The 12,440-nt window shown below is 37.3% G+C and carries 14 protein-coding genes; 7 read left to right on the top strand and 7 right to left on the bottom strand.

Annotation, left to right across the window (positions count from 1 at the left end):
* Positions 1-9 precede the first annotated feature (9 nt).
* The gene (locus LDK52_RS16530) at positions 10-96 is read left to right on the top strand and encodes an IS3 family transposase (protein WP_407081798.1); all 87 of its coding nucleotides are present in this window, start codon (positions 10-12) and stop codon (positions 94-96) included.
* Positions 97-176: 80 nt separating this feature from the next.
* Here the strand turns inward: LDK52_RS16530 and LDK52_RS16525 are convergent, their stop codons facing one another.
* On the bottom strand, positions 177-926 hold the full coding sequence (locus LDK52_RS16525) for an SDR family NAD(P)-dependent oxidoreductase (protein ID WP_277587042.1): 750 nt from the start codon (positions 924-926) through the stop codon (positions 177-179).
* A gap of 115 nt (positions 927-1,041) precedes the next feature.
* Between LDK52_RS16525 and LDK52_RS16520 the strand changes: the two genes are divergently transcribed.
* Both LDK52_RS16520 and LDK52_RS16515 read left to right on the top strand, forming a co-directional pair.
* Entirely contained in the window at positions 1,042-1,674 is a 633-nt protein-coding gene (locus LDK52_RS16520; RefSeq protein WP_277587041.1) for a TetR/AcrR family transcriptional regulator, read from the top strand.
* Between the two features lie 44 nt (positions 1,675-1,718).
* Positions 1,719-2,252 (top strand): dihydrofolate reductase family protein, encoded by a 534-nt coding sequence (locus tag LDK52_RS16515; RefSeq protein WP_277587040.1) that lies wholly within the window; start codon positions 1,719-1,721, stop codon positions 2,250-2,252.
* 568 nt (positions 2,253-2,820) lie between these two features.
* Here LDK52_RS16515 and LDK52_RS16510 read toward each other — a convergent pair.
* The 4 genes from LDK52_RS16510 to LDK52_RS16495 all read right to left on the bottom strand — a co-directional run bounded on the left by LDK52_RS16510 (position 2,821) and on the right by LDK52_RS16495 (position 6,928).
* On the bottom strand, positions 2,821-3,363 hold the full coding sequence (locus LDK52_RS16510; RefSeq protein WP_277587039.1) for a histidine phosphatase family protein: 543 nt from the start codon (positions 3,361-3,363) through the stop codon (positions 2,821-2,823).
* Between the two features lie 356 nt (positions 3,364-3,719).
* Positions 3,720-3,956 carry a hypothetical protein gene (locus tag LDK52_RS16505; protein WP_277587038.1) on the bottom strand — a complete coding sequence of 79 codons (237 nt, stop codon included), beginning with the start codon at positions 3,954-3,956 and terminating at the stop codon, positions 3,720-3,722.
* Between the two features lie 151 nt (positions 3,957-4,107).
* Positions 4,108-5,520, bottom strand: a complete 1,413-nt coding sequence (locus LDK52_RS16500) for a tetratricopeptide repeat-containing diguanylate cyclase (protein ID WP_277587037.1) — start codon at positions 5,518-5,520, stop codon at positions 4,108-4,110.
* A 373-nt stretch (positions 5,521-5,893) separates the two neighbouring features.
* Positions 5,894-6,928, bottom strand: coding sequence for a Gfo/Idh/MocA family protein (locus LDK52_RS16495; RefSeq protein ID WP_277587036.1), 1,035 nt, complete (start codon positions 6,926-6,928; stop codon positions 5,894-5,896).
* A 302-nt stretch (positions 6,929-7,230) separates the two neighbouring features.
* Here LDK52_RS16495 and LDK52_RS16490 point away from each other — a divergent pair, with 302 nt between their 5' ends.
* The gene (locus tag LDK52_RS16490) at positions 7,231-7,992 is read left to right on the top strand and encodes an NRDE family protein (protein WP_277587035.1); all 762 of its coding nucleotides are present in this window, start codon (positions 7,231-7,233) and stop codon (positions 7,990-7,992) included.
* An 83-nt stretch (positions 7,993-8,075) separates the two neighbouring features.
* Here the strand turns inward: LDK52_RS16490 and LDK52_RS16485 are convergent, their stop codons facing one another.
* The gene (locus LDK52_RS16485; RefSeq protein ID WP_277587034.1) at positions 8,076-8,282 is read right to left on the bottom strand and encodes a hypothetical protein; all 207 of its coding nucleotides are present in this window, start codon (positions 8,280-8,282) and stop codon (positions 8,076-8,078) included.
* 735 nt (positions 8,283-9,017) lie between these two features.
* Between LDK52_RS16485 and LDK52_RS16480 the strand changes: the two genes are divergently transcribed.
* The 3 genes from LDK52_RS16480 to LDK52_RS16470 are packed head-to-tail and all read left to right on the top strand — an operon-like array spanning position 9,018 to position 11,703.
* Positions 9,018-10,154, top strand: a complete 1,137-nt coding sequence (locus tag LDK52_RS16480; protein ID WP_277587033.1) for a betaine/proline/choline family ABC transporter ATP-binding protein — start codon at positions 9,018-9,020, stop codon at positions 10,152-10,154.
* Positions 10,147-10,800, top strand: coding sequence for an ABC transporter permease (locus tag LDK52_RS16475; RefSeq protein WP_277587032.1), 654 nt, complete (start codon positions 10,147-10,149; stop codon positions 10,798-10,800). Before LDK52_RS16480 ends, LDK52_RS16475 begins: the two co-directional genes overlap by 8 nt.
* 9 nt (positions 10,801-10,809) lie before the next feature.
* Positions 10,810-11,703 (top strand): glycine betaine ABC transporter substrate-binding protein, encoded by an 894-nt coding sequence (locus LDK52_RS16470; RefSeq protein WP_277587031.1) that lies wholly within the window; start codon positions 10,810-10,812, stop codon positions 11,701-11,703.
* 51 nt (positions 11,704-11,754) lie between these two features.
* Here LDK52_RS16470 and LDK52_RS16465 read toward each other — a convergent pair whose 3' ends face one another.
* The gene (locus tag LDK52_RS16465) at positions 11,755-12,369 is read right to left on the bottom strand and encodes an NUDIX hydrolase (protein WP_277587030.1); all 615 of its coding nucleotides are present in this window, start codon (positions 12,367-12,369) and stop codon (positions 11,755-11,757) included.
* Positions 12,370-12,440: the final 71 nt, after the last annotated feature.

The following is a 12,440-nucleotide window of genomic DNA, read 5'->3' as shown; positions in this document are numbered from 1 at the left end:
GGAAATTATATAGATTATTACAACTCAGAACGAAAGCAATGGGATTTAAAAAAGATGGCTCCGGAAGCATACCGAAACCATCTCATCGCAGTCTAAACTACAAACTCTCTTTTTATTAAGTTGTCTACTTTATAGGGCTCAGTTCAATCATCACTCTCACATGCTCTTTTCTCTTATTATTTCGCTGTAACTCCGCCATCTACCGGTAACTCGATACCTGTGATATGATTTGCTTCGTCTGATGCTAAGAACAATACTGCTGTTGCCACTTCTTCTGCTTTTCCAAGGTTTGGTAGGGCAATTTGAGACAAGAAATAGTTCTTGTAATCTGGGTGTTCCATATGCGGTGCACTCATTGGAGTGACGATATAGCCTGGGTGTACGGAGTTAACACGGATATTTTTCTTACCATAGTCGACAGCTGCTGCTTTTGTGATGGAACGAACAGCACCTTTTGAGGCTGTGTAAGCCCCCGCTCCAGCCATCCCAGTTAATGCAGAGATGGAAGAAATGTTCACGATCGAACCACCTTCATTTTTCTCCATTAAAGGAATCGCTAGCTGCATACCAAGCATCGTACCGTTGATATTGATGGCATATGTCCGCGCCCAATCTTCTTCTGTCTGTTCCATGAAATCCTTAGCTAATGAGATTCCTGCATTGTTTACTAAAATATCTAATTTGCCAAATGTCTCTATTGTTTTGTTATAAACGTTTTCCCAGTCTTCTTTTGAAGCCACATTATGTTTGATAGCAATCGCTTCTCCGCCAGCTTCTTTAATCTGTGCTACTACTGCTTCTGTAGCTTCAAAGTTGATATCTGTTGCGACAACCTTCGCACCTTCTCTTGCGAACATTAGTGCTTCCGCTTCTCCCATTCCGCTTCCTGCTCCTGTAATTACTGCTACTTTGCCTGCTAATCTCATTTTTATTCACCTCATGATTTTATTTTGATAGTTTAACTATCACTTATTTTACTCCTGAAAATGAGCAGATGCAAACTTAAACGATGTATAATATAAAAATAAAGGAGGTTATCCAATGCCACTAAGTGTTCGGGAAAAAAATAAATCTACACGGTATCAACATATCATCTCCGCAGCTGAGCGCTTATTTCTTGAACTAGGATTAGATAGCGTCCAAATGCAAGATATAGCCAATGAAGCAGAAATCGGAATCGCCACGGTTTTTCGGTACTTCCCTAAAAAAGATAAACTAATTGTAGCAGTTGCTATTAAAAACCTTGAAAGAATACTGCCTGCATTTGAACAGATCGCCTCCGCACCTAAGACTGCATACGCACGGTTGGAGGATGTGTTAACTTACTTGCTCGAAGATCCAGATGAGAGTAACTCCTCCAAGTTTAGAGAAGCTTTTGTAAGCTATGCCTCTTTTAAAAAAGAATCATTACCAGACATTGAAGATTATATCGAGATTCAGAAAAAAATTAATAATAGTCTTATTTCAATAATAGAAGACGGGAAAACGGATGGATCCATTAGAACGGATCTACGCATCAAAGAAACCCTTATAACTATCATTAATACTTTTGGTAGTTTCGTAAATAATGTCGTACTAAAAGCACCTATTTCCTTTTTGGAGGAAGATATAGATCCACTTATCCAACAACGCGTATTAAAAGAAATTCTCTTATCCTATATACGACCTTTATGATGGTCTTGAGAAATTTACATATTAGTTAAACATAGGAGGAACTTATGATAAATCATCGAAAACTCGTATTGTTCATTGCTACAAGCTTAGATGGGTATATCGCTACAGAGGATGACTCTCTGGAGTGGTTGTTTAAGGTAGATGGAGAAGGAGATAATGGATATTCTGACTTCTATGAGACAGTAGATACGGTAATTATGGGTAGACGCACTTATGACTGGCTTTTGGAACAAGAATTGGAAAGCTTCCCTTATGAGGGGAAGGAATGCTATGTTTTCTCCAGAACCGTCAATCAAGATAATGAGAACGTCAAATTCTTCAGTGGAGATGTAGTCGACTTTACGAATTTATTAAAAAACAAAGAAGGTAAAAATATTTGGGTAATGGGCGGCGGAGATTTAATCCACTCATTTATCAAAGAAAAATTAGTAGATGAACTGATTATTACCGTGTCCCCTGTGATAATCGGGAAAGGAATCCCTTTGTTTCAAGAAGTCGAATTTGAAACAGAGCTTACGTTAAAGAGCGTCCAACGTTTTAATCAATTTGCTGGGTTGCATTATGAAGTAAATAGATAATAAGAAAAACCGGCCAAAAAAAACGCACGATCCTCTAGGATCTAAACCTGTTTCTACTGTTTTCGAAGGGCTTTGGACAGACTTATTGCTATATAATTACCGTTTGATTTTTAAAAGATGCCGGTCGTGACTGAAGTCACGACCAGCATCTTTTTTTCTCGGTAATCTTATGGCTATTAACTGTCCGTCGCCCTTCTACAACTTTTAGAAACGGGTTAGTTCATTTTTGGGGTAACTAGAGATATGAAACTCTCCTATTCATAGTAGAGGCTCACGAAGATGCAATTTCGTTCGCTGCCACGGAGGCTTGGTCACAAAGGCGTTGAGGCCCACAGGATGTGGGTTATGCAATCGTTGCCGCAGGAAGCGGCGAACTTAGATTGCCTTCCTTTTAAGACGTGGCGCTCTTAGCCTTTGTACTCCACTGAAACGCAAACCAGTAGTATCAATCATTCTTAAAAGCCCTGTAAAACTGGTGTTCATGCTGTATTTTTATATACTTTCTTATCTTTACAAAAAGGACACGACAGTTCAATCTGAACTGTCGTGTCCTTTTTAATCATTTGGATTACTCTAATGTACTCAAATCTGCTAAAGATAATTGACTAACTACTTCATAACCATTTCCTGCCCCTCTAGGCTTTATAATAACGGCCTCCATGTCGGATAATTGACCTAAACCAACACCTGCTGGGAAACTGTGAGCAATGATAACCTTGTTTTTTCCCTCTTCTGGAATGGTCTCTAAAATAGACGTAAGATTATTTAATATGCTTTGCCTATCTCTATTGGGCAAATTGTCACTCAACCTATATACCTCAAACCAAAAAGGATTTACTCGAACATTGCCACTTCCAAATGCCAACTGTGCTGTTTCTATAGCCCTACAAAAAGGACTTGCGGAAACAGGGGATTCAATCGGTATTTGTAAGTATTGAAGCATTTCTCCATAATAAATAGCCTGCCTCCGTCCCATTTCTGAAAGGTTTCTTTGGGTTAAACAGTCTTGAAAGTTTAAATAGGGTAAATCGCTTCCAACAGTCGCTTCCCCATGTTTTGTATAGAGTATAAATCCGCCTTTTCTAAGGGAATTGAGTAATGATTTATCCAAAGCATCTTCTCCTTCCGTGTAATTATCCTAGGGTTACTTCTAATGTATGTTTATTAATATAGGGTGTTAACCAATAAAAACAGTAAGAGTGTCCACGTTCTCAAAAAACTTAGAAACTATTCTGAATTACTTTACACTAGGACTCGAATTTTGGTCATAAGTTTGTCCCCACGCTGCGCGTATTCCAGAGATTACTAACGTTATTCCAACAATTAGATTTAATACTTTCAGAACAACTGGGTCACAAAAAATAGACTACCTAATACCAAAAGAATTTGGCTTTAGATAATCTAAAATAGATCTTTTAATGGATACCAGGTTCTGATTATAACGAATTAATTTCAAACGAAAAAATTTTAGCTTTTACCAGATGCTTTTTTCGTTTTATCATTTCTGTGATATTCCGATATTTGAGTCACCCTAACACCATTAGTATTCAGTTCGTGGTAAATTCCTCTGCTGTCTGTAAACGAAATATATCCATCGCGCTCTTTTCGAATTAGCTCTTCCGCTTTTTCTTGAGACTCTACATAGATGAACCTTCTAATATAATGTTCTTCATCAAAAAAGTAAGTTACTTTGAATTCTTTCACGCTGTGTATCTCCTGTCTCTATTGTTTTCCATCAGTATTAGTTTGTTTCATTACGCTTAAACTTTCTTATATTTATTAACAAAAAAACAAGCCCCCTTTCTGTTAAAAGGGAGCCTGTAAGTAGAGGAATAAATTTTGTACTTAACGTTATTTAAGCTATACTACCAGCATATACCTGGTTCTTGCCATTTTGTTTTGCATTATAAAGACGCATATCAGCCAAATGGAAAAGCTCATCAAAGGAATGAAGTGAATCATCTTCTGTGGAAGAAATTCCAAAACTAGCTGCTACTTTTATGCATTGCTCATTTTCCACCAATTTCATACCCGAAATAGTTTCTTTCAATACATTCGCAAGCTTCACTGTTTCTTCTAAAGAGTTTCTGCCAATGATCACAAATTCATCCCCACCGTAACGACCTATGACGAAACCAGGACTTAATGTGCTTTTACAGACGCTTCCAACTTCACAAATGACTTTGTCACCTACTAAGTGTCCGTGTAAATCATTAACCGCCTTGAATCCATCTAAGTCGAATGCAATACAGCTAATTGGAGTCTCTGTTTCTTCTGCAGCATTGAGCCAGCTTGCTGCTAGCTCACTCAAGTAACCTCGATTAAATAACCCTGTTAAATAATCCAGTTCTGCTTTTTTCTGCATCTTGGATAATTGGTGTTTTACATTTAATTTAATAGCTTTCTGTGCAATTTCTCTCTCATTAATGATGTTGAGCAGGTTGATATACTCTTTTTGAACTTGATAAGATAAATGGAAGTCCTCCATGGTCTCACTAGTTTTTAAACGCTTCTCTTGAATTGTCTTTAGCAAATATACATCCTGATAAGTATCTACAATTTCCTTTGCAGCTGAATAGGCTTGAAAAGATTCTCTATATGCTTCCTTCTTATTTAGCCATTCCCCTTTTAACAGTTGGAACTGTGCACGTTCTCGTATAAATGAATCGAACACATTCTTCTTTTCCATTTCATCCATCACTAGCTTTGCATCGTCTAACAGATCCAAACAAATATACGCATGAGCTATATTAAACATTACACGTACTTCTAATACAGGAGTGTTAGGCTCATGTAGCTTGGCAGCAGCTAACCCTTTTTTTGCATTGTCCAATGCATTTTCATAGTCTTCCTGTTTGATGCACACATGACTATAATTACTATAGGCATTGCTCAAAATATTGTATTTCTTTAATTGCTCCGCAAACTGCATACTTTTAAGCAGTGTTTCTTTCGCATGATCATATTGTTTATTAAATTCATATAACAAGAACAAGATATTATATAATTGCAGATAATCCGCATCGTCGCCATGAACCTGTGTAATTTCTTCATATTGCTCCATACTCACAAAAGCATCTTCAATCTCTCCAATGGAATAATAAGAAGCAGCCTGATTGATGTGAGCAATAAGTATTGATTTATAGTCATTATTTAATGTCCCAAGCTCTAACAACTTGCTAGCTTTTTCGATTGTTTCTTGGTATTTCCCTTCCGCTCGTAACTGGGTAACTTCTTTCTGCAAACTACTTAGCAATTCTTTCGCCATCATACCGCTCCATTCTCATTGGACATCTAATTTCAAAATTATTCGAGATTCTATTATTTTCAATTTCTATAAATAGTATTTGATCGAGTGTATTTCAAATAATGGTGAAAAACATAAAATTTTAGGGTATTTTAGCCTACTCCGAATTTATCATTAATTACTTTTTGACTATTTAATTATATCTTGAAATCCAAAATAATCCAACCATTATTAAATTTAATAATATCGCTACCTTCGTAAAGTGGGCGGTAAGTTTTGGTAAATATATTGCATAACTACGTATAACTTTCCAACACTTAAAAAACCGATTCTCCGTCATAAGGGAATCGGTTTTTCTTCATTTTATTTTTGGGTGCACGTAACTAGTGCTTGTTCATACCCTTATAACCATATTCGTTTCAGCTGCTTCTAAAATACCTAAAATAACTTTTAGCGCAGAGAGTGCATCTTCTCCCGTAACAAGCGGAGTCTGATCTAGCCGAATGCTTTCGATAAACGCATCGATCACGCCACTATTTGTTTGGTTATTATTCGTTTGAATATTCTCTAGTTGGTATTGTACCTTCTCCCCACCTTTTGTAATCACTTCTAATTGATGCTGATCACTATGGTAGATTTTCACAATACCTTTTTCGCAATAGATAATGGTGCTGTTATCCTCTTCTCCATAATACGTCCAAGAAAATGCAGCTGTTCCTAAACGACCTTTTTTCGTTTTTAAACTACATACGATGTTATCGCATACTTCTATCGGTTCATTGTTTTCATTCACTTTGTCTAGTGTTCCTTGGAAGGCACTTACCAGTTCAATCTCATCATCTAATAAATAATGTAGCAAATCCACTTTATGGATACCTAAATCTCCAGCCACACCTAGACCAGAACGCTCCTTTCGGAAAAACCAAGTGGAGTTAGTTTTATTTATACCCCATTGTTCAGGTCCCGCGTGTCCAAATGTCGTTCTAAAAGTTAGTACTTTCCCAAGTTCTTCTCTTTGTATTATTTCTTTCGCCTTTTGATGCGCACGAGTAAATCGCTGATTGTGATCTACCATAAACTTTTTTCCGGACTGCTTTTGCGCATCGAGTATTTCTTTTGCATGTTCAATCGTAAGAGAGATCGGTTTTTCGCATAGAACATGCTTCCCATTTAATAATGCTTTAGTCGAAAATAGATGATGAGATTCATTCGAAGAACAGTCACTAATAACGTCAATCGTGCGATCTGTTAATAATTTATCCACATCTTGCTCGACTGTCCCATCAAACATGACCGCTAATGCCTCTGCACGTTCAGGATTTCGATCATAAAAAACAATTTTATCCACGAATGGATTTGCTAGATATTCTGGTGCATGACGAAGCTTAGTAATAGATCCACATCCAATAATCCCTACTTTTATCCCCATATCGACTCTCCTACTCTCACTGTGTTAAAAATAGACATAAAAACCACAATATCAACATTTATTCGAACTATTATGAATGATTCTAATACAGGGATACTAAAATGTGAAGTAAATTTTTCTTCACACCAACATTTGAAGTAGAACCACATAAAAAGCAGAGAAAGAAACTTACCAGAGGAATATAGGCCTCTTTCTGACCATCGGGTAACACATCAACTTTTCGAACTATTTTTTATCCACGATCTAGGCATGTTATGATGAAGGGAAAATTGGTTATAACTTTTTAAAGGGGGTAGTTGATCATGTGTTTAGTGAATTTTCATTTGCAAAGTCATCCAGTTTATCCATTGGTTGTTGTGGCAAATCGGGATGAGTTTTATGAACGGCCTACAGCAGTTGCAAGTTTTTGGGAGGATTATCCGTCTATTTTAGCTGGACGGGATTTGTTGCAGATGGGTACTTGGCTAGGTGTGACGAGAGAGGGGCGTTTTGCGGCATTAACGAATTATCGTGATCCTATGGAAAAGACTGGACGTTTTTCTCGTGGGGACATTGTTCGTGATTATTTAGCTAATGATGATGCTCCATTAGACTTTATTCAAAAGCTTAGGAATAATAGAAGCGATTATGGTGGTTATAACGTAGTTGTTGGCGATGCGGGTCAATTATTTCACTATAATAATATATTGGACGAAATGAATGAAATTTCTCCTGGCACGCATAGTTTAAGCAATCACACATTAAATACACCTTGGCCAAAGGTTGCAAAAGGGAAGAAACTGCTAGGTGATATTGTTCTCTCTAATCCAGGTGAGCTACAGCTCGATTCATTGTTTGATATTATTTCAGACCGAACAATTGCGGAGGATGAGAATCTACCTCAAACCGGTGTTGGTTTAGAGATGGAGAGATTACTATCTCCTCTGTTTATAAAAAGTCCTACCTACGGCACTCGTTCGTCGACTGTTTTACTCATAGATAAAGATCATCATGTCACTTTTGTCGAACGAACTTTCCAGGATGGGAAATTACATAAGGAAAATCGTTTTGACTTTACAATTTGAGATTAAATTTATTCCAGCTGCCAAAATAAAGAGAGAGTTGGAGTAAGTACGTGACTTACTCCAACTCTCTCTTTTGCTGCTTCTTATTTGAAATCGTTTTTCGAAGCTTTATCTGATTTAATCCCTTTTGCTAAATAAATAATTAACGTCACTGTTCCTGAGATGGCAGCGAGCATGCTGATCAAGAAGCCTGTAATCCAAAGGCCAAAATTCATTGTTAAGTCTGCGAACATAAAAATAGCGAGCATCACCGCACCTATAAACATTAGCACTGTACCGGTTACTTTCAATGATGAACCTCCTCTTACTGTAACACGTAGAATTTATCGTTCCTCTTATCTTACCTAACTTACGCAAAGTATCCCAAGTAGTTAATATTTTACCCTGTATGGCAAAAAGCTCATGGTACATTGTTAATGCTTTGCGTGTTAGCAAATTATCATGCGATAAGTTGCGAATAAAAGCTACATCTACCTGTTAATGTAATAGTTTTTCTAATAACATATCATTGGTTCCTGACACAAACTTGAAACGAACATCGGGATTTTTCTTCTTCCATATTCCACTCAATCTATAGTTTTCTTTATTTAAACTTCATACTTTTCATAATATTTCAGTAGTATATTTCCCTTAACTTAGACCCAGTTTCACACGAAAATGGTATCTATTTGGAAATACCTTTTGCTTTACTAGGAAAATAGTGTTATTCTTTAAGTAGGAAATATTTATATTATCGATTTTATTTTAAAAAACCAGACGATTCTCTCCCATCAATTTTCTATTCACACTCCACGTGAATCCATTCTATGCTGATAACAAGTTCAGCACCAATTGCTATTTACTTCTCTCGTCATAGGTAGTTACCATTTTGATAAAATCACTATATAAAACACTTGCTGTATGTCTTGGCAATGACATAGAGACACCTCCCTTTTCCAATTTCGGAAATGTAGGTAGTCCTTTTTTTATTCAACAAAGAGTGTAAATATTTTACTTTTAAGAAACTATTACCCAAGGAGGCACATATGATTAAATTCGAACAAGTAAGCAAAGTGTACACGGATGGTTTTAAAGCAGTGGATTCCGTTAATTTTGAAGTTCCAGAGGGTGAATTCCTAGTTTTAATTGGACCTAGTGGTTCAGGAAAATCAACCACCATGAAGATGATTAATCGAATGATACCTCATACTAACGGGACTATATCTATCGATGGAAATGATATTACCAAGTTAAATCCTTCCGAACTACGCCGTAATATAGGATATGTTATTCAACAAATCGGACTTTTCCCCCACTACACTATCGAAAAAAACATCGCAATTGTTCCAGAACTAAAAGGTTGGGACAAAGAAAAAATTAAAGCCCGGGTGAAAGAGTTACTAATAATGGTTGACCTTGATCCAGAAATTTACGGAAGTCGTTATCCTAAAGAACTTTCAGGTGGGCAACAACAGCGTGTCGGTGTGGCAAGAGCACTAGCATCTAATCCCCGCATCCTTCTAATGGATGAACCCTTTGGCGCATTAGATCCAATAACCCGCGATCAACTACAAGATCAATTAATTTCTTTACAAAGAAAACTAAAGAAAACAATTGTTTTTGTGACACATGATATGGACGAAGCCTTAAAGCTTGGTGATCGTATCGCTATTATGAAAGACGGAAATTTACTTCAAATAGATACCCCAGAGAAGATACTACAAGAACCTGCTTCCAGTTTTGTGGAGGAATTTATCGGTAAGGACAGAATTATACAAAATCCTGAGCTTATGCCTGTCGTTAGTGTCATGACAACAAAAGTAGTTACCGCTCTGCTTGCTCTAACTCCCGAAAAGGCACTATTAATGATGCGCCAACAAAAAATTACATCCTTAATAATAGTAGATGAAAATGACGAAAAATTTATCGGTCTAATTTCTGCCTATGAATTAATTAAAAAAGTAAACTCGATTCAGTTAATAGAAGAAATTATGAGAGTTCCTGAGCACACGCTAACTGAAACAGCAACTGCTAAAGATGCAATTATGATGATGCCAAATGTAAAATACGGCGTTATACCTGTATTAAATGAAGCAAAAAAAGTAGTTGGAATAGTGACTCGTGGGACATTACTCACTGCTTTGTCCAGTCAATGGACAGAATTGGAGGGTATAAATGAATAATTTAAATATATGGGAACAATTTATGCAACAAGCAGAAATGCGCTGGTCAGAGGTAATAGAAGCAACTTCCGTTCATATACAATTAGTTTTCTTTTCCATGATAATTGCAATTGTACTTGGAATTGGATTAGGAATCTTAATAACACGAGTTCCAAAGCTCACGACAGTAGTGCTCGGCGGGGCTGGAATTATGCAAACCATTCCGAGTTTAGCACTATTAGGTTTCATGATCCCTATTTTCGGTATTGGTGTAAACACAGCAATAGCTGCTCTATTTTTATATTCACTTCTTCCAATTATCAGAAACACCTATACAGGTATTAAAGATGTAAACAAAGCTACAGTAGAAGCTGCGAAAGGTATGGGGATGACTAGTCTTCAAGTACTGTTAAAAGTCGAACTTCCTCTAGCAATTCCAATGATTATGGCGGGTGTACGTACTGCAGCTGTTATAAACGTCGGAACTGCTACACTTGCAGCGTTTATCGGCGCTGGTGGTCTTGGAGATTTCATCTTCCTTGGCATTACTCGCGGTATTGATGGGTTAATCTTACTTGGTGCTATTCCAGCAGCATTGTTAGCCATTGTATTAGAGATATTCTTCACTTATCTGGAACGTTGGACGACGCCGGAAGGGTTAAAATAAGGTGATCATATGACGAAAAAAATGTTTATTAAATGCTTAACACTACTTCTGTTAGTTACTACATTGTCTGGATGTATATTCAAAGAAGAAGATGCCTTGATCATCGGATCTAGAAATAATACGGAAAGTATTATTTTATCTAATCTGATGGGACAACTAATTGAGGAAAAAACAGGTATTAATGTGATCTATAAAGAAAATCTTGGTGGATCTAATGTCGTGTGGACTGCTATGCTTAATGATAAAATTGACGTTATTCCAGATTATACTGGCACGATCGTCATTAATTATTATCAAGAAACTACCGGTAATGCTGATGAAACGTTAGCGAAAACGAAAGAATTAGTTTCAGCTGATGGTATCACCGCTCTTGAATCTTTTGGTTTTAACAATACGTATACATTGGCACTTGACGAAGCAGAAGCTGAGTCACTTGGAGTAAAAACATTTAGTGACTTCGCGAAGGTTTCAGATGATTTTATACTAGGTGCAGTATTCGAATTTATCGATCGTCCCGATGGTTTACCAGGGTTTCAAAAAGAATACAATCTTCAATTCAAGGATGTAAAAGGAATGGATCACGGGATCATGTATCGCTCTATCAATGCTAAAGAAGTAGACGTTATTAACTCTTATACAACGGATGGTCAGCTACAAATGTATGACTTACGTGTGTTAGAAGACGATAAAGGTTACTTCCCACCTTACCATGCTCTTCCTTTAGTTCGCACAGAAATATTAGAACAGTATCCTGAAATCGGGGAAGCACTGCTAGAATTAGCAGGTAAAATAGATGAGTCAGCAATGCAAGAAATGAATGCCAAAGTGGATAATGAAGGACAGATGGTTGAACTTGTCGCTAAAGAATTCCTACAGGATGCTGGCTTCATTAGTAAAGAATAGATATGCCGAAAAACCGATTTCCCCTTGGGAAGTCGGTTTTTTTGTTGGGTACTATTTTATCGTCTCCACAAAATGCTTCAACACTCTAGCTGTCAAACCCCATATCGTATATTCATCATATTCGTAAAACCATTCTTCGATCGCCCGAGGTCTCCATTGGTATTTGTCGCCGTTAAAAATTTTGTCGTACGGAAAATCCATAGGGGGCATCGGCTGGACTGAAACTGTGTGCATATAGGGCTCGTGGCTTAAAAGCCAGCTGACTGGGATAGTAAATACTGCTTCTACCTCTTCTTTGTTAAAGTTTTCGATTTGGTGATGGTCAATTGTTGCAACAAACGGATAGACAACAAATGAAGGAGAAGCAATATATGCACTCATCTGGCTTAGGACTTGGATGCATGCTGGATCGACCCCTAGCTCTTCATGGGTTTCTCGTATGGCCGCTTCCATTGGAGATGCATCTGTAGGATCAATTCGACCACCTGGAAAACTAATATCCCCTGGTTGCTTTCTCATCGTTAATGAACGCACCTCGAATAGGACATGCCATTCGTCATCCACTTGCACAAGTGGTATTAAAACAGCAAAGCGGAGCGCCGTGTCCTCTCCTATAAAAAGCGGTTGCTTAGTATGTAGCTCTTTCTTCAGCTTATCCAAAAACACAGAATCTCCCCCTACCACTAAGTTTTATAGTAATATCGTATCATTAAAATGGCTCTCCATGAAGTAAATGC

This window comes from Psychrobacillus antarcticus (assembly GCF_029533155.1).
GTDB lineage: Bacteria > Bacillota > Bacilli > Bacillales_A > Planococcaceae > Psychrobacillus > Psychrobacillus antarcticus.
This window is presented reverse-complemented; position numbering and strand designations above follow the sequence as displayed.